13 protein-coding genes and 4 tRNA genes are annotated in these 16,773 nt (G+C 61.2%); 2 read left to right on the top strand and 15 right to left on the bottom strand.

The window, feature by feature from the left end:
- Positions 1-8 precede the first annotated feature (8 nt).
- From lon to GIB19_RS15075, 9 genes are all read right to left on the bottom strand, one after another.
- Positions 9-2,405, bottom strand: a complete 2,397-nt coding sequence (gene lon, locus GIB19_RS15115) for an endopeptidase La (protein WP_274887034.1) — start codon at positions 2,403-2,405, stop codon at positions 9-11.
- A gap of 166 nt (positions 2,406-2,571) precedes the next feature.
- Positions 2,572-3,855: an ATP-dependent Clp protease ATP-binding subunit ClpX gene (clpX, locus tag GIB19_RS15110; RefSeq protein WP_033699106.1), complete on the bottom strand. Its 1,284-nt coding sequence runs from the start codon at positions 3,853-3,855 to the stop codon at positions 2,572-2,574.
- A gap of 108 nt (positions 3,856-3,963) precedes the next feature.
- Positions 3,964-4,605: an ATP-dependent Clp endopeptidase proteolytic subunit ClpP gene (gene clpP, locus GIB19_RS15105; protein WP_027593952.1), complete on the bottom strand. Its 642-nt coding sequence runs from the start codon at positions 4,603-4,605 to the stop codon at positions 3,964-3,966.
- Positions 4,606-4,696: 91 nt separating this feature from the next.
- On the bottom strand, positions 4,697-6,010 hold the full coding sequence (tig, locus tag GIB19_RS15100) for a trigger factor (RefSeq protein ID WP_085273229.1): 1,314 nt from the start codon (positions 6,008-6,010) through the stop codon (positions 4,697-4,699).
- Between the two features lie 247 nt (positions 6,011-6,257).
- Positions 6,258-6,557 carry a DUF6388 family protein gene (locus GIB19_RS15095; protein WP_238210583.1) on the bottom strand — a complete coding sequence of 100 codons (300 nt, stop codon included), beginning with the start codon at positions 6,555-6,557 and terminating at the stop codon, positions 6,258-6,260.
- A 487-nt stretch (positions 6,558-7,044) separates the two neighbouring features.
- A tRNA-His gene (locus GIB19_RS15090) sits at positions 7,045-7,120 on the bottom strand.
- A 36-nt stretch (positions 7,121-7,156) separates the two neighbouring features.
- Positions 7,157-7,241, bottom strand: a tRNA-Leu gene (locus GIB19_RS15085).
- A 52-nt stretch (positions 7,242-7,293) separates the two neighbouring features.
- Positions 7,294-7,369: transfer RNA gene (locus tag GIB19_RS15080), tRNA-His, on the bottom strand.
- A 40-nt stretch (positions 7,370-7,409) separates the two neighbouring features.
- Positions 7,410-7,486: transfer RNA gene (locus tag GIB19_RS15075), tRNA-Arg, on the bottom strand.
- 270 nt (positions 7,487-7,756) lie between these two features.
- Between GIB19_RS15075 and folD the strand changes: the two genes are divergently transcribed.
- Entirely contained in the window at positions 7,757-8,611 is an 855-nt protein-coding gene (gene folD / locus GIB19_RS15070) for a bifunctional methylenetetrahydrofolate dehydrogenase/methenyltetrahydrofolate cyclohydrolase FolD (protein WP_027593957.1), read from the top strand.
- 183 nt (positions 8,612-8,794) lie between these two features.
- Here the strand turns inward: folD and GIB19_RS15065 are convergent, their stop codons facing one another.
- The 6 genes from GIB19_RS15065 to GIB19_RS15040 are packed head-to-tail and all read right to left on the bottom strand — an operon-like array spanning position 8,795 to position 14,712.
- Positions 8,795-10,534: an ABC transporter substrate-binding protein gene (locus GIB19_RS15065; protein ID WP_027593958.1), complete on the bottom strand. Its 1,740-nt coding sequence runs from the start codon at positions 10,532-10,534 to the stop codon at positions 8,795-8,797.
- 37 nt (positions 10,535-10,571) lie between these two features.
- Complete coding sequence (locus tag GIB19_RS15060) at positions 10,572-10,844, bottom strand: DUF2160 domain-containing protein (RefSeq protein ID WP_027593959.1); 273 nt, start codon at positions 10,842-10,844, stop codon at positions 10,572-10,574.
- A 12-nt stretch (positions 10,845-10,856) separates the two neighbouring features.
- Positions 10,857-11,657 carry a carbohydrate ABC transporter permease gene (locus tag GIB19_RS15055; RefSeq protein WP_027593960.1) on the bottom strand — a complete coding sequence of 267 codons (801 nt, stop codon included), beginning with the start codon at positions 11,655-11,657 and terminating at the stop codon, positions 10,857-10,859.
- Positions 11,658-11,660: 3 nt separating this feature from the next.
- Positions 11,661-12,524: a carbohydrate ABC transporter permease gene (locus GIB19_RS15050; protein WP_027593961.1), complete on the bottom strand. Its 864-nt coding sequence runs from the start codon at positions 12,522-12,524 to the stop codon at positions 11,661-11,663.
- Positions 12,521-13,618: an ABC transporter ATP-binding protein gene (locus GIB19_RS15045; RefSeq protein ID WP_274887033.1), complete on the bottom strand. Its 1,098-nt coding sequence runs from the start codon at positions 13,616-13,618 to the stop codon at positions 12,521-12,523. The genes GIB19_RS15050 and GIB19_RS15045 overlap by 4 nt, the downstream gene beginning before the upstream one ends.
- Positions 13,618-14,712 (bottom strand): ABC transporter ATP-binding protein, encoded by a 1,095-nt coding sequence (locus tag GIB19_RS15040; protein ID WP_027593963.1) that lies wholly within the window; start codon positions 14,710-14,712, stop codon positions 13,618-13,620. The genes GIB19_RS15045 and GIB19_RS15040 overlap by 1 nt, the downstream gene beginning before the upstream one ends.
- A 223-nt stretch (positions 14,713-14,935) precedes the next feature.
- On the opposite strand from GIB19_RS15040, the gene GIB19_RS15035 reads away from it, so the two are divergent.
- Positions 14,936-16,723 (top strand): sigma-54-dependent Fis family transcriptional regulator, encoded by a 1,788-nt coding sequence (locus GIB19_RS15035; protein ID WP_274887032.1) that lies wholly within the window; start codon positions 14,936-14,938, stop codon positions 16,721-16,723.
- Positions 16,724-16,773 lie beyond the last annotated feature (50 nt).

Raw genomic sequence — 16,773 nt, 5'->3', positions numbered from 1 at the left:
AAAAACTACTAATGCGTGCTGATTCTTTCCTTCGCGTCGCTGTCGCGCTTCTCTTCCTTCGCGACAATCTCCGGAGCCACATCTGGCAAGGGCTCCGGGGCGTATTGCAGCGCAATTTGCAGGACTTCGTCAATCCATTTGACCGGTTTGATCTGAAGATCCTGTTTGATATTTTCCGGAATCTCCTTCAGATCGCGAACATTCTCCTCGGGAATGATCACCGTCTTGATACCACCACGGTGTGCCGCCAGCAGTTTTTCCTTCAAGCCGCCAATGGCCAGCACCTGGCCACGCAGGGTGATCTCGCCGGTCATGGCCACATCGGCACGCACCGGAATCTGCGTCAGCGCCGACACCAGTGCGGTGCACATGCCAACACCGGCACTCGGGCCATCCTTCGGCGTAGCACCTTCAGGCATGTGGATGTGCACATCGTGCTTCTCGTGGAAGTCGGCTGCGATGCCCAGGCTGCGGGCGCGGCTGCGTACCACGGTCTGCGCGGCAGTGATCGACTCGACCATGACATCGCCCAGGGAACCGGTTTTGATCAGCTGGCCCTTGCCAGGGATGACCACGGCCTCGATGGTCAGCAACTCGCCGCCCACTTGGGTCCATGCCAGGCCGGTTACCTGGCCGATCTGGTCCTGCTGCTCGGCGAGGCCGTAGCGGAACTTGCGCACGCCCAGCAGGTGCTCGAGCTGCTCGCTGGACACCTTGACCTTGACCTGCTTCTGGCCGGTATGTTCCTTGACAACCTTGCGGCAGACCTTGGCAATTTGCCGTTCCAGGCCCCGCACACCGGCTTCGCGGGTGTAGTAGCGAATAATGTCGCGGATCGCCGAGATATCGACCTCGAGCTCTTCCTTCTTCAAGCCGTTGGCTTTGACCTGCTTGGGCACCAGGTACTTGACTGCGATGTTGATCTTCTCGTCTTCGGTGTACCCCGGCAGACGGATGACTTCCATCCGGTCCAGCAGCGCTGGCGGGATGTTCATCGAGTTGGAGGTGCACAGGAACATCACGTCCGAGAGGTCGTAGTCGACTTCCAGGTAGTGGTCGTTGAAGTTGTGGTTCTGCTCAGGGTCGAGCACTTCGAGCAGCGCCGAGGCAGGGTCGCCACGCATGTCACTGCCCATCTTGTCGATTTCGTCGAGCAGGAACAGCGGGTTACGCACGCCGACCTTGGTCATCTTCTGGATCAGACGACCTGGCATGGAGCCAATGTAGGTGCGACGGTGGCCACGGATCTCGGCCTCGTCACGCACACCGCCGAGGGCCATGCGCACGAACTTGCGGTTGGTAGCAGCGGCAATCGACTCGGCCAGCGAGGTTTTACCGACGCCAGGCGGGCCGACCAGGCACAGCACCGGGCCACGGATTTTCTTGACGCGCTTTTGCACGGCAAGGTATTCGAGAATGCGTTCCTTGACCTCTTCCAGGCCATAGTGGTCGGCATCGAGGATTTCCTCGGCCTTGGTCAGGTCCAGGCGCACCTTGCTCTGGGCCTTCCACGGCACCTGCACGAGCCAGTCGAGGTAGGAGCGAACCACCGTAGCCTCGGCCGACATCGGCGACATCTGCTTGAGCTTGTTCAGCTCGGCCTGGGCCTTGGCCAGGGCATCTTTGGGCAGGCCAGCGGCTTCGATGCGCTTTTTCAGCTCTTCGACTTCGTTGTGGCCTTCGTCGCCATCGCCGAGCTCTTTCTGAATGGCCTTCATCTGCTCATTCAGGTAGTACTCGCGCTGGCTGCGCTCCATCTGCTTCTTGACCCGACCACGGATGCGCTTCTCGACCTGCAACAGGTCGATTTCGGCATCCAGCAACGCCAACACGTGCTCGACGCGTGTCGCCAGGTCGACAATCTCGAGGATTTCCTGCTTCTGTTCGATTTTCAGCGCCATGTGCGCGGCCATAGTGTCGACCAGGCGCCCAGGCTCTTCGATGCTGTTCAACGAGGACAGTACTTCGGCAGGGACTTTTTTGCCCAGTTGCACGTACTGTTCGAACTGCGACAGCAACGTGCGCACGAAGACCTCCGACTCGCGCTCGGCGGCGTCGACTTCGTCGATCAGGGAGACTTCGGCACGGATGTGCCCTTCCACTTCCGTGAAGCGCTCTACCGCGCCACGCTGCTCGCCCTCTACCAGCACCTTGACGGTGCCATCGGGCAGCTTCAGCAATTGCAGTACGGTGGCAACGGTGCCGACGCGGTACAAGGCATCTTCGCCTGGATCGTCATCGGCTGGGTTTTTCTGGGCCAGCAGCAAAATCTGCTTCTCGCCCGTCATCGCGGCCTCTAGGGCTTCAATGGATTTTTCGCGCCCCACAAACAGCGGGATGACCATGTGCGGGTAAACAACGACATCGCGCAATGGCAAAAGAGGCAAGTCGAGGGTGGTCTTCATGATTTCGCCTCTAACAGCGGCCTTGATGGCCGGAAACCGGTGGAAATGATGCTTGGACCTAATGTGGGGGCACGCTTGGGAAATTACAAGCGCTTGCGCAGGAAAAGCAGAAAGGGGCCCGTAGGCCCCTTTCTTGCTTGCAACCATCACCCAAGCATCACCTGAATCAGGCGTCGGGTGCGGCCTTGGCTTGCGGCTCGCTGTTCTCGTAGATCATCAGCGGCTGCGAAGTCCCTTCGATGACGCTCTCATCGATCACCACCTTGCTGACATCCTTCTGCGAAGGAATCTCGTACATGGTGTCGAGCAGCACGCCTTCGAGGATGGAACGCAGGCCACGGGCGCCCGTCTTGCGCTCCAGAGCCTTGCGAGCAACGGCCTTGAGCGCATCGCTGCGGAACTCGAGGTCGACGCTTTCCATCTCGAACAGCTTGGCATACTGCTTGGTCAGTGCGTTTTTCGGCTCGGTGAGGATCTGCATCAACGCAGCCTCGTCCAGCTCATCGAGCGTCGCCAGTACTGGCAAACGGCCGACGAACTCTGGGATCAGGCCAAACTTGACCAGATCGTCCGGCTCGACTTCACGCAAGGACTCGCCAACTTTCTTGCCTTCTTCCTTGCTACGTACTTCTGCACTGAAGCCGATGCCACCCTTGGTGGAGCGGTTCTGGATGACCTTTTCCAGGCCAGAGAACGCGCCACCGCAAATGAACAGGATGTTGCGGGTATCAACCTGCAGGAATTCCTGTTGCGGGTGCTTGCGCCCACCTTGCGGTGGAACCGAAGCAACGGTGCCTTCGATCAGCTTCAACAGCGCCTGCTGCACGCCTTCGCCCGAGACGTCACGGGTGATGGACGGGTTGTCCGACTTGCGCGAAATCTTGTCGATTTCGTCGATGTAGACAATGCCCATCTGGGCCTTTTCCACGTCGTAGTCGCACTTCTGCAGCAGTTTCTGAATGATGTTCTCGACGTCCTCACCCACATAACCGGCTTCGGTCAGGGTGGTGGCATCGGCAATGGTGAACGGTACGTTCAACAGGCGTGCGAGGGTTTCGGCGAGCAGGGTCTTGCCCGAGCCAGTAGGCCCGATGAGCAGGATGTTACTCTTGCCGAGTTCGACTTCGTCGCCCTTCTTGTCACGCTGATTAAGGCGCTTGTAGTGGTTGTATACCGCTACGGCCAGCACCTTTTTAGCGCGCTCCTGACCAATCACGTACTGGTCCAGGATGCCGCTGATTTCTTTCGGCGAAGGCAATTTGTGCGCGCTGCTCTCGGCCTGGGCTTCCTGCACCTCCTCACGGATGATGTCGTTGCACAGGTCGACGCACTCGTCGCAGATAAATACCGAGGGCCCGGCAATCAATTTGCGCACTTCGTGCTGGCTTTTGCCGCAGAAGGAGCAATAGAGCAATTTGCCGCTGTCCTCGCCGTTACGGGTGTCAGTCATTCGATCGATCCAATCCGGTAGGCTTGCAACACAAGATGAAGGCAATTGCGGGCTTTTTCAAGTCCGCAGGTAGGCGCTTTCGGCACCCACCTGCTCTGGCCCCTGGGATCAGGAGGCCAGTTGCCGCTTGTCGTATACCGAGTCGATCAGGCCGTACTCGGCCGCGCGCGAGGCGCTCATGAAGTTGTCACGCTCGGTGTCGCGCTTGATGGTCTCCAGATCCTGGCCAGTGTGGTAGGCCAGCAGCTCGTTCAGACGCGCCTTGATATTGAGGATTTCCTGGGCATGGATCTCGATATCGGTAGCCTGGCCCTGGAAGCCGCCCAGCGGCTGGTGAATCATCACGCGCGAGTTCGGCAGGCAGTGACGCTTGCCTTTGGCACCGGCAGTCAGCAGGAACGCGCCCATGCTGCAGGCCTGGCCGATGCAGATGGTCGAAACGTCCGGCTTGATGAACTGCATGGTGTCGTAGATCGACATGCCAGCGGTGACCGAGCCACCCGGCGAGTTGATGTACAGATGGATATCCTTGTCCGGGTTTTCCGCTTCGAGGAACAGCATCTGCGCAACGACGAGGTTGGCCATGTAATCCTCTACCGGGCCAACCAGGAAAATCACACGCTCCTTCAACAGGCGCGAGTAGATGTCGTAAGCGCGTTCGCCACGGGCGGACTGCTCGATAACCATCGGGACCAGGCCGCCTGCGGCCTGGATGTCAGAGCTCTGCTGAATATAAGAATTGCGGGACATGTCCTGCGCTCACTCCCAAATAGTCATGGCTTGAATACGCACAAGCCAGCGCGAAGGCTGGCTTGTGGGGGTTTCCTACGAGAGTAGCGTATTACTCGGCTTCGGCAGGTGCCTGGGCTGGTTTTACGGCTTCTTCGTACGAGACCGACTTGTCGGTCACAGTCGCTTTCTGCAGAACAGTATCTACAACTTGTTCTTCCAGCACAACCGAACGGACTTCGTTCAGTTGCTGGTCGTTCTTGTAGTACCAGGAGATGACCTGCTCAGGCTCTTGGTAAGCCGAAGCCATTTCTTCGATCATTTCGCGAACCTTGCCTTCGTCTGGCTTCAGTTCGAACTGCTTGACCACTTCAGCGACGATCAGGCCCAGGACCACACGGCGCTTGGCTTGCTCTTCGAACAGCTCAGCTGGCAGTTGCTCAGGCTTGATGTTGCCACCGAACTGCTGAACAGCCTGCACGCGCAGACGGTTGACTTCGTTTTCCAGCAGGGCTTTTGGCACTTCGATCGGGTTGGCAGCCAGCAGACCGTCCATGACCTGGTTCTTGACCTTGGCCTTGATTGCCTGACGCAGTTCACGCTCCATGTTCTTGCGAACTTCGGCGCGGAAGCCTTCCAGGGTCGATTCCTTGATGCCGAACTGAGCGAAGAATGCTTCGTTCAGCTCAGGCAGCGCAGGGGCCGAAACGCTGTTGACGGTGATGGTGAACTCGGCGGCCTTGCCGGCCAGGTCCAGGTTCTGATAGTCCTCTGGGAAGGTCACGTTGACAACGCGCTCTTCGCCAGCCTTGGCGCCAACCAGGCCTTCTTCGAAGCCTGGGATCATGCGGCCGGAGCCCAGAACCAGTTGGGTGCCCTTGGCCGAACCGCCAGCGAACACTTCACCGTCGACCTTGCCGACGAAGTCGATGTTGACCTGGTCGTCGTTCTGCGCGGCGCGATCAACTTCTTCGAAGCGGGTGTTCTGCTTGCGCAGGACTTCCAGCATGTTGTCCAGGTCGGCGTCAGCCACTTCGGCGCTCAGGCGCTCGACGTTGATCGACTCCAGGCCAGCAACGGTGAACTCTGGGAACACTTCGAAGATTGCGACGAATTCCAGGTCCTTGCCCTTTTCGAAGGACTTCGGCTCGACGGCTGGAGCGCCGGCCGGGTTCAGCTTCTGCTCGACCACGGCTTCGTAGAACGAAGACTGGACCAGATCACCGAACACTTCCTGACGGGCGTCAGCTTCGAAACGCTGACGAATCACGCTCATCGGTACCTTGCCAGGACGGAAGCCTGCAACCTTGGCACGACGGGCAGTCTGTTGCAGACGCTTGTTGACTTCGGTCTCGACGCGCTCGGCCGGGACGGCGATGGTCATGCGGCGCTCGAGAGCGGAAGTGTTTTCAACAGAAACTTGCATGGATATTCCTCGTTGCACAGACGTTAGCCGGCGTTAGCCCGACTCCAGAATCAAGGGCAAGCATTCTAGTGAGTCGCGCAGCAGAAGTCACCCCACTCGGGACGACGGGAAACCACGCCGGTCGATTAACTTGCAAGGCCCGCACGGCTTACCGCCGAGCCCCTTTCAATTGAGGCTGCGCAACGCCTTTGGCGACGCGCAGCCGTAATAACTTGTCAAACAACTGCTGCCTACGAAATCGCTTCCTTTATTGAGGGTCGATCTCGTTGAACTGGCAGTACTCTTCCCACGCCATGCCCAGCGCCTCAGCGACCTCGCGATGGGTCTCCAGGCGCATGGCCTGCAGTTGCTCGGGGCTTTCGGCGATCAGTTGCAGCGCCAGCTCCCAAGGCTCGACGCCCTGTTCCTGCGCCGCATCTTCGAACGCCCACTCGATCTGCTGAGCTTGCTCACGCGCATCCAACTCGCGGATTTCTTCGAGCAGTTGCGGATTGGCTTCGGCGAAGCGCTGCAGCGCCAGGGCCTGACGGGCTTCTTTTGCAATCATGGGGTTATCCTCTGCCGACCGCGGGGCCGGTGTTTCAACCGGCTGAAATCTATCAGCTTTTATTGGGGTGTCACCAGAGGATTGCAAGGGGTGGATTGTGAAGTGTTCGATTTGAGCCTTGCAGCGCCTTTGAGGTCGAGCGCCGCCCGCGCGGCGCTTCGCAGCACAAGGCTGCTCCTACATCTGTTTCGGGCCAGTCACGCCTACCCCAACGCGCGCGACCGCCTTGTTGACCCGACTCGATATAGAGGCGGACGCCAAAGGGTCGCGCGCGCATGCCCCAGGAATAATTGGCCCGAAACAAATGTAGGAGCAGCCTTGTGCTGCGAAGCGCCGCGCGGGCGGCGCTCTATCTCAAAAGCGCTACAAGGCTCAAATTGAACACCCCACCCAAAAAAACGCACAAAAAAAGCCGCAATCAGCGGCTTTTTCGCAACACAAAAAAACAAAGGCGCCCGATCTTCGATCAAGGCGCCTTCGAAAAATATGGGGTGGACGATGGGAATCGAACCCACGACAACCGGAATCACAATCCGGCGCTCTACCAACTGAGCTACGCCCACCATATTGCGGTGTTGCGGTACAACCTTACAGAAGCATGGTGCGGACGAAGAGACTCGAACTCTTACAGCTTGCGCCGCTGGAACCTAAATCCAGTGTGTCTACCAATTTCACCACGTCCGCGTAACGCTTAAAACAAAGGCGCCAGATACTATCAAGGCGCCTCTGTAAAATATGGGGTGGACGATGGGAATCGAACCCACGACAACCGGAATCACAATCCGGCGCTCTACCAACTGAGCTACGCCCACCATATTGCGGTACAACTACTTGCTTGCCTAAGCTGCCTGATGGCGCACCCGGCAGGACTCGAACCTGCGACCATCCGCTTAGAAGGCGGATGCTCTATCCAGCTGAGCTACGGGCGCATAAGCGATCAGCCTAACCGAACGATGTTTTAGCAGAGAACCGCTAAACCATTCATTCTGCCCGACTTTGCCAACCAGTGCTAGGCAGTGCCCGACAAGTGCGGCGAATGTTATAGTCGAGGCGCAGGGTCGTCAACATCTTTCTCAAAAAAATTTAAATTATTTAAGGGGTTAGGGGATTTGCCCGACCACCCGCCTTTGCCCTCGGGCCGTGTCGTGCGAGAATGTGCCCTCTTTATTGTTTCCTTCTCGATGGTTAATCACGCGTCTATGACTGCACACCTAATCGATGGCAAGGCGATCGCCGCCAGCCTGCGCCAGCAGATCGCTCAACGTGTCGTGGAGCGTCGCCAGCAAGGCCTGCGCACCCCAGGCCTGGCTGTGATCCTGGTCGGCACCGACCCCGCCTCCCAAGTCTATGTCTCGCACAAGCGCAAGGACTGTGAAGAGGTCGGCTTCATTTCCCAGGCGTTCGACCTGCCCAGCGAAACCACGCAGCAAACCCTGACCGACCTGATCGACCGCCTCAATGATGACCCGGCTGTCGACGGTATCCTGCTGCAGCTGCCGCTGCCCGCGCACCTGGACGCCTCGCTGCTGCTCGAGCGTATTCGTCCGGACAAGGATGTCGATGGCTTCCACCCTTACAACATCGGTCGCCTGGCCCAGCGCATCCCGCTGCTGCGCCCGTGCACGCCCAAAGGCATCATGACCCTGCTCGAAAGCACCGGTCAGGACCTGTACGGCATGAACGCAGTGATCGTCGGCGCGTCCAACATCGTGGGCCGCCCCATGGCCATGGAACTGCTGCTGGCCGGCTGCACCGTCACTGTCTGCCACCGCTTCACCAAGGACCTCGCCGGCCACGTCGGCCGTGCCGACCTGGTGGTTGTGGCCGCCGGCAAGCCGGGGCTGGTCAAGGGTGAGTGGGTCAAGGAAGGCGCCATCGTCATCGACGTGGGCATCAACCGCCAGGAAGACGGCAAGCTGGTCGGCGATGTGGTCTACGAGACCGCCTTGCCGCGCGCGGGCTGGATCACCCCGGTGCCGGGTGGTGTCGGGCCGATGACCCGGGCGTGCTTGCTGGAAAACACGCTGTATGCGGCGGAAGAGCTGCATAAGTAACAAGGCGTGACATGAAAACGGCACCTGCTGCAGGTGCCGTTTTTTTTGCCTGAAGGTTTTAGGCTCGCTGCACCGGCCTCTTCGCGGGTAAACCCGCTCCCACAAGTTCGGCACCTGTCTTCAAGACAGCGATGAACCTGTGTGGGCTTGCCCCGCGAAGAGGCCAACGCGGTCATCAGCCGATTACTTGCGCGCTGCCTCCCACGACTTCAGCAACTCGGTGTAGCTCACCGTCTCGCCCTTGGGCTTCTCGTTAGCCAGCTTCGGCTTCGGCGCACCCGGCTGGTCGTACCAGTACTGGGCATCCTTTTCCGGATTGAGCTTCGGTGCACAGGTCGCCTGTGCGTTGGAACGCTGCAGCCGTTCCATCATGCGGTCCTGATCGCGGGCCAGGCCATCCAGCGCCTCCTGCGGGGTCTTTTCGCCACTGGCCACTTCGGCGATATGGCTCCACCACAACTGCGCCAGCCGCGGGTAGTCAGGCACGTTAGTGCCGGTGGGCGTCCATTGCACCCGCGCCGGGCTGCGGTAGAACTCCACCAACCCACCCAGCTTGGGCGCCAGGTCCGTCATGGCCTGGGAGTTGATGTCCGACTCACGAATCGGCGTCAGGCCGACGATGGTCTTTTTCAGCGAAACGGTCTTGGAGGTTACGAACTGCGCATACAACCAGGCGGCCAGGCGTTGCTTCTCCGGGGTGGATTTGAAGAAGGTCCACGACCCCGTGTCCTGATAGCCCAGCTTCATCCCCTCCTCCCAATACGGCCCCTTGGGCGACGGCGCCATGCGCCACTTCGGCGTGCCGTCGGCATTGACCACCGGCAAGCCGGGTTTGGTCATGTCGGCGGTAAAAGCCGTGTACCAGAAAATCTGCTGGGCAATGTTGCCTTGGGCCGGCACCGGGCCCGCTTCGGAGAAGGTCATGCCCTGGGCTTCCTTGGGCGCGTAGGCACGCATCCAGTCCACGTACTTCTGCGTCGCATAGACCGCCGCGGGGCCGTTGGTGTCACCGCCTCGGGTAACGCTCGAGCCCACCGGGTGGCAGTCCTCGACGCGAATCCCCCACTCGTCCACTGGCAAACCATTGGGCAGGCCTTTGTCGCCACCACCGGCCATCGAGAACCAGGCATCGGTGAAGCGCCACCCCAGCGAGGGGTCTTTCTTCCCGTAGTCCATGTGGCCGTACACGCGCTTGCCGTCGATTTCCTTGACGTCTTCGGTGAAGAATTGGGCGATGTCCTCGTAGGCCGACCAGTTCACCGGCACGCCCAGTTCATAGCCGTACTTTTCCTTGAATTTGGCTTTTAGCTCAGGCCGCTCGAACCAGTCGGCACGGAACCAGTAAAGGTTGGCGAACTGCTGGTCAGGCAGTTGGTAGACCTTGCCATCCGGCGCGGTGGTGAAGGAAATGCCGATGAAGTCTTTCAAGTCCAGCGTCGGCGAGGTGTAGGCCTTGCCCTCGTTGGCCATCAGGTCGGTGATCGACTCGACCTTGCCGTAACGAAAGTGCGTGCCTATCAAGTCCGAATCGTTGACCCAGCCGTCATAGATGTTCTTGTCCGACTGCATCTGCGTCTGCAGCTTCTCCACCACATCGCCTTCCTGCAGCAGGTCGTGGGTCAGCTGGATGCCGGTGATCTCGCTGAACGCCTTGGCCAGCACCTTGGACTCGTATTCATGGGTGGTGATGGTTTCCGACACCACGTTGATCTTCATCCCACGAAACGGTTCGGCGGCCTTGATGAACCACTTGAGTTCGGCCAACTGCTGCTCTGGGGTCAGGGTCGACGGTTTGAACTCACTGCCGATCCACTTGTTCGCCGCGTCTTCGTACTGGTCGGCCCACGCCATCCCGTGCACGCTGGCCAGTACCAGCAACGCGGCCAGGGTCAAATGTCGCCGTTTGTGATTGTTGTGGAACATTGTGATCTCCCGATTGAGTTATTCCCGGAGCCGTCGCTCAGCCCCAGCGCAACACCACCACGAGCCAGCCCAGCGACAGCAGCGAGGCCACCCACAAAGGCCAGTCGCTGACCCCGACTACCAGCAAGTGCAGGTAGGCGCTGGCCAGCAGGCCGATGAACAACCGGTCGCCACGGCTGGTGACGATCGGCAGGAAGCCGCGCCGCTCCACGCAGGGGCGGCGCAGTTCAAGCAGGGTCATGCACAACAGCAGCATGCCGACGGCCGCGAAGAACAGCGCCGTGGGCAAGGTCCAGGCCATCCATTCCATGTGCTCCCCTCCTCACACTCGGCCGAGGGCAAAGCCCTTGGCGACATGGTTGCGGACAAACCAGATCACCAGCATGCCGGGCAGGATGGTCAACACCCCGGCCGCCGCCAGCACGCCCCAGTCGATCCCCGAAGCGGACACGGTTCGGGTCATCACCGCTGCGATAGGTTTGGCGTTCACCGACGTCAGGGTGCGCGCCAGCAGCAGTTCGACCCAGGAAAACATGAAGCAGAAAAACGCCGTCACACCGATGCCGGAGCCGATCAGCGGGATGAAGATCTTCACGAAGAAGCGCGGGAAGCTGTACCCGTCGATGTAGGCCGTTTCGTCGATCTCTTTCGGCACCCCCGACATGAAGCCTTCAAGAATCCACACCGCCAGCGGCACGTTGAACAGGCAGTGGGCCAACGCCACGGCAATGTGCGTGTCGAACAGGCCAATCGAGGAATACAGCTGGAAAAACGGCAGTAGGAACACCGCCGGCGGCGCCATGCGGTTGGTCAACAACCAGAAAAACAGATGGCGATCACCGAGGAAGCGATAGCGCGAGAAGGCATAGGCCGCCGGCAACGCCACCGCCAACGAAATGACTGTGTTCAGGCACACGTAGTACAGCGAGTTGATATAGCCGCTGTACCAGCTCGCATCGGTAAAGATCACCCGGTAGTTGTCCAGCGTGAATGCCTGCGGCCACAGGGTCAGGCCGCCAAGGATTTCGGTGTTGCTCTTGAACGACATGTTCAGCAGCCAGTAGATCGGCACCAGCAGGAAGAAGAAGTACAGCAACAGTGGCACTGCTTTGCGCGCGCTCATGGCCTAGTCCTTGTCGGCGTGCGTCATGGCGGTATAGAACAGCCACGACACCAGCAGGATGATCAGGAAGTACACCAGCGAAAACGCCGCGGCCGGCCCCAGGTCGAACTGCCCTACCGCCATGCGCGTGAGGGTCTGGCTGAGGAAGGTGGTGGCGTTGCCAGGCCCGCCACCGGTCAGCACGAACGGCTCGGTGTAGATCATGAAGCTGTCCATGAAACGCAACATCACCGCAATCAGCAGCACGTTCTTCAGCTTTGGCAGCTGGATATGGCGGAACACTGCCCAGGCCGAAGCCCGGTCGATGCGGGCAGCCTGGTAATAGACATCCGGTATGGCGCGCAGGCCCGAATAACACAGCAGCGCCACCAGCGACGTCCAGTGCCAGACGTCCATCACCAGCACCGTGAGCCAAGCATCGAACGGGTCGCCGGCATAGTTGTAGTTGACCCCAAGCTTGGCCAGCGTGGCACCGAGCAGGCCGATGTCGGCGCGGCCGAAGATCTGCCAGATGGTGCCGACCACGTTCCAGGGAATGAGCAGTGGAATAGCCATCACGATCAGGCAGATCGAGGCCATGCGCCCCTTGGTCGGCATCGTCAAGGCGATGGCGATGCCCAATGGAATTTCGATCAGCAGCACGCAGCCGGAATAGATGAACTGGCGCAGCAAGGCATCGTGCAAGGCCGGGTCGCGCAACACCTGGCGGTACCAGTCGGCACCGACGAAATAGCGGTTGGACTGGTCGAAGATGTCCTGCACCGAATAGTTGACCACGGTCATCATCGGCACCACGGCGCTGAACGCCACCAGCACGAACACCGGCAGCACCAGCCACCACGCCTTGTTGTTGCGCACCTTGTTCATGGTCCGGCCTCCAGCAGTACATCGTCGACATACAGCATCAGCCACTGGCTCGGCAGGGTGACCCAGGCCTGCCCCGCCGGCAGCGGGCGATCCTCGCCCAGGCGCGCCTTGAGCGTGGCGCTGCCGAGCTGGAAGGTGACGATGCGGTAGGTGCCAAGGTCTTCGATATCCAGCACCTGCACGGCAAACGCGTTGTCGAGCGGGCTGTCCCAAAGCTGCACGAACTCCGGCCGGATGCCCACTTGCAGGCGCCCGCCGGTGGTTTCTGCCAAGCGTTCGCGCAGGCCTTCGGGCAGCGTCAAGTGCAAGCCGTCAAAGCTGACGCCATCGGCTTCGGCACGCACGTCGATGAAGTTCATGCCGGGGCTGCCAATGAAGTAGCCGACAAAGGTGTGCCGCGGGCGCTCGAACAACTCGCGCGGGGTGCCGAACTGGACGATGCGCCCGCCGTGCATCACCGCGATCTTGTCAGCGAAGGTCGACGCCTCCAACTGGTCGTGGGTGACGTAGATCATGGTGATGTTGAACTGCTCATGGATCTGCTTGAGCTTGCGCCGCAGCTTCCACTTCAGGTGCGGGTCGATCACCGTCAACGGCTCGTCGAAGAGAATCGCAGACACGTCATCGCGCACCAGGCCACGGCCCATCGAAACCTTCTGCTTCTCGTCGGCGCTGAGGTTGCGCGCCTTCTTTTTCAGCACAGCGGACAGGTCGAGTACCTCGGCGATCTCTTCGACCCGGGCACGCACCCTGCCCTCGTCCACGCCCTGGTTTCGCAGGGGGAAGGCCAGGTTGTCGAACACCGTCATGGTGTCGTACACCACCGGAAACTGAAACACCTGGGCGATGTTGCGCGCCTGCGGCGACAGCGCGTTCACGGGCTTGCCGTCGAACAGCACGTCGCCATGGGAGGGAGTAAGCAGCCCCGAAATGATATTGAGCAAGGTCGACTTGCCGCACCCCGAAGGCCCGAGTAAGGCATAGGCGCCGCCTTGCTCCCACACATGCTCCAGCGCGTGCAGGGCGTAGTCCGCCTCCGAGGTCGGTTGACGGCTGTAACTGTGCGCCAGCTGGCGCAGGCGGATCTCGGCCATCAGCGACTCCTCGCCTGACGCACGCCTGGAGCCTGCACCAAGGCCCCGGCAGCGTCGAAGACAAACAGCTTGTGCGTGGGGATGAACACGCGGATTGGGGTGTCCACCTGGTACTCGTGCACACCTGGCAGGTGCAGGGTCATCCGCCAGTGTTCATTGCGCACGTGGAGGAAGGTTTCCGAGCCACTGATCTCGGCCAGCTCCACCAGCACCGCCAGCTCCAGGTCATCATCATGGGTCGGCACCAGGGTGATGTGGCTGGGCCGCACGCCAAAGCGGTAGTCCCCCTCGCCCAGGCGCTGCAGGTCGGCATTGCGGGCAAAGTGCACCGCCTGCGCCAGGCTCACCTCGTTGCCGGCGATGCGCCCAGGCACCAGGTTGATCGGCGGCTCGGAAAACAGCTCGGCGGCCAGCACGCTGCTGGGCTGCTGATAGACCGCAGCGGTCGGGCCGCTCTGCACGATGCGCCCCTCATGCAGGATCGTCGTGGTGCCGCCCAGAGCCAGCGCTTCGTTGGGTTCGGTGGTGGCGTACACGGCAATGCAATTACGCGCCGCAAACAACGCCCGCAGCTCCTGGCGCAGGCCTTCACGCAGCTTGTAATCGAGGTTGACCAAGGGCTCATCGAACAGGATCAGCGAGGCGTCCTTGACCAGCGCCCGGGCCATCGCCGTGCGTTGCTGCTGGCCGCCGGACAGCTCCAGCGGCAACCGCTGCAGGTAGGCTTCGATGCGCAGCATTTCGGCGGTTTCCTGCACCCGCCGGCGAATTTCCGATTCGGCCAGGCGCGCCTGGCGCAGGGGCGAGGCGATGTTTTCGTACACGCTCAAGGTCGGGTAGTTGATGAACTGCTGATACACCATCGATACGTTACGCAGGCGCACCGGCACCCCGGTGACATCGTTGCCGTCCAGCAGCACACGGCCCAGGTCCGGGCGGTCGAGCCCGGCCATCAGGCGCATCAGGCTGGTCTTGCCGGCCAGGGTGCGGCCGAGCAAAACGTTGAACGAACCCGGCTCGAAACGCAGGGACGCATCGACGATGCAGGCCTGGTTATCGACACTGCGGCTGACCTGCTCCAGCACCAAGGACATGGCGTGGCCTTTTTAGGATTGTTGTCCGCTGGGCAGAGCGAGTTTCGTGCCAGCCCAGCCTGAACGCTCTGCCGCGCGCCCTCACCGCGCGAGGTCAGCCATGGCCTGTTCACAGCTGAACACATTCGCTGGACAACTGAACACGCCAAGGTTTGACAATGAACAACGGTGGACGACACTGAACAGCGGTCGGCTGATAACAACAATCACACAGGACAGGCCCATGGCCGCATCCGCTTCGCCGCATGCCCAACTGATCCAGGCATCCTGGGCGCGTTGTCGCGACCACGGCCTGCAACCGCAAAGCCCACCCGATTTCGATTGCCTGCCGCCGGCCGAACTGAGCGCCCTGCTGGAGCGCCGCCAGGCCCTGCTGCGCCTGACACGCGATGAGGTGCTGCCGCAATACGCAAACCTGCTGGGCAACGCCAGCTACCTGGTGATGCTGGCCGACGCCGGTGGCTGCCTGCTCGACAGCTGGGGTTCGCGGCGCTTCGTCGACCCGCGCCAGCGCCACGGCTTCAGTGCCGGCGCACACTGGCACGAGCGCGGCGTCGGCACCAACGCACTCGGCACGGCGCTGGTCTGCGCCGAGGCGATTCATGTGGGCCAGGATGAACACTTCCTGCGCCAGAACCGCTACCTGTGCAGCGCTGCGGCGCCGGTGTTCGATGGCGAACGGCAGCTGGTCGGCGCGCTCGATGTGGCCAGCGACGGGTACTTGCCTGCCAGCCAGACGCTCGGCCTGGTACGGATGATGGGCCAGAGCCTGGAGAACCGTTTGATACTGGCGCAGCATGCCGACCACCACGCCCAACTGCTGTTCAACAGCGCTTCCGACAACCTCGACAGCCCCTGGGCGGGCTTGCTGGTGTTCGATGAGCGCGGGCTGGTCATTGCGGCCAATCACCGGGCCGACAGCCTGCTCGGCGACAACCCGCTGCGGCAAAACCTCGAGCAACTGTTTCAAGTCCCGTTGCAGCAGTTGCTAGCCCAGCCGCCGCAACAGCCCTTCGCCTTGCAGGCCGCCGGGCGCCACCGCTTCCACTGCCAGTGGCAAGCGCCGCGCCACGGCCCCAAGCGCCCGGCCCCAGGCCCTGTCGACCCACGCCTGGACAACGCCTTGGCCCAGGCCAGCCTGTTACTGGAAAAAGACATCCCGGTGTTGATCCAAGGCGAAACCGGGGTTGGCAAGGAAGTCTTCGTCGAGGCCCTGCACCGCGCCAGCCGCCGCGCCGGGCAGCCGCTGATTGCAGTCAACTGCGCGGCGATCCCCGCCGAGCTGGTCGAGTCGGAGCTGTTCGGCTATGACAAAGGGGCCTTTACCGGCGCCCACCACAAGGGCAACCCCGGGCTGATCCGCAAGGCCGACCACGGCATCTTGTTTCTCGACGAAATCGGCGACATGCCGCTGCCGACCCAAGCCCGGCTGCTGCGCGTGTTGCAATCGCGCAGCATCCAGCCATTGGGCAGTGGCGAGCCGGTGACCGTGGACATCCGCGTGGTTTCGGCCAGCAACCGCGACCTGGCCGAAGCCGTGCGCAACGGGCAATTTCGCGAGGACCTCTACTACCGCGTGGCCGGGCTGACCCTGGTGTTGCCCGCCTTGCGCGAGCGCAGTGATCGGCACGCGCTGATCGAGCAGGTGCACGCCCGGCATCTCGCCCCCGGGCAACCCCGGCAACTGCCCCCGCACATACTCGACCTGCTGTTGCACCACCCCTGGCCAGGTAACCTGCGCCAGCTCAACAGCGTAGTGCAGGTGGCGCTGGCCCTCGCTGGCAGCCAGCCCATCGGCACCGAACACTTTTCAGCGTGTTTCATTGCCCAGGCCGGCACACCTCGCGCATGCTCGCCACCCGCCCCTGCCACGGACCTGGCCAACCTGCTGCACAGCTGCGGCGGCAACATCTCATCGCTGGCACGCCTGCTCGGCATCAGCCGCACCACCCTGTACAAACGCTTGCGTGAACAGGGGCTCGAACCCGCCCACCTGCAGGGTGGGCGTTGAAGGTGCTATCAGCATACTGAAGCCGGGCTAATGCGGGTCATTACCCTCGC

This window comes from Pseudomonas sp. ITEM 17296 (assembly GCF_028895205.1).
Taxonomy (GTDB): domain Bacteria; phylum Pseudomonadota; class Gammaproteobacteria; order Pseudomonadales; family Pseudomonadaceae; genus Aquipseudomonas; species Aquipseudomonas kermanshahensis.
The sequence above is the reverse complement of the archived record's forward strand: the minus strand, read 5'-3'. Positions and strand labels throughout refer to the sequence as shown.

Bases quoted from the DNA above. Each gene is read 5' to 3' on its own strand.
- GIB19_RS15065 (WP_027593958.1), bottom strand. From the start codon at position 10,534: ATGTTCCACAACAATCACAAACGGCGACATTTGACCCTGGCCGCGTTG.
- folD (WP_027593957.1), top strand. From the start codon at position 7,757: ATGACTGCACACCTAATCGATGGCAAGGCGATCGCCGCCAGCCTGCGC.
- GIB19_RS15040 (WP_027593963.1), bottom strand. From the start codon at position 14,712: ATGTCCTTGGTGCTGGAGCAGGTCAGCCGCAGTGTCGATAACCAGGCC.
- GIB19_RS15095 (WP_238210583.1), bottom strand. From the start codon at position 6,557: ATGATTGCAAAAGAAGCCCGTCAGGCCCTGGCGCTGCAGCGCTTCGCC.
- GIB19_RS15045 (WP_274887033.1), bottom strand. From the start codon at position 13,618: ATGGCCGAGATCCGCCTGCGCCAGCTGGCGCACAGTTACAGCCGTCAA.
- GIB19_RS15035 (WP_274887032.1), top strand. From the start codon at position 14,936: ATGGCCGCATCCGCTTCGCCGCATGCCCAACTGATCCAGGCATCCTGG.
- lon (WP_274887034.1), bottom strand. From the start codon at position 2,405: ATGAAGACCACCCTCGACTTGCCTCTTTTGCCATTGCGCGATGTCGTT.
- GIB19_RS15055 (WP_027593960.1), bottom strand. From the start codon at position 11,657: ATGAGCGCGCGCAAAGCAGTGCCACTGTTGCTGTACTTCTTCTTCCTG.
- GIB19_RS15050 (WP_027593961.1), bottom strand. From the start codon at position 12,524: ATGAACAAGGTGCGCAACAACAAGGCGTGGTGGCTGGTGCTGCCGGTG.
- tig (WP_085273229.1), bottom strand. From the start codon at position 6,010: ATGCAAGTTTCTGTTGAAAACACTTCCGCTCTCGAGCGCCGCATGACC.
- GIB19_RS15060 (WP_027593959.1), bottom strand. From the start codon at position 10,844: ATGGAATGGATGGCCTGGACCTTGCCCACGGCGCTGTTCTTCGCGGCC.
- clpX (WP_033699106.1), bottom strand. From the start codon at position 3,855: ATGACTGACACCCGTAACGGCGAGGACAGCGGCAAATTGCTCTATTGC.
- clpP (WP_027593952.1), bottom strand. From the start codon at position 4,605: ATGTCCCGCAATTCTTATATTCAGCAGAGCTCTGACATCCAGGCCGCA.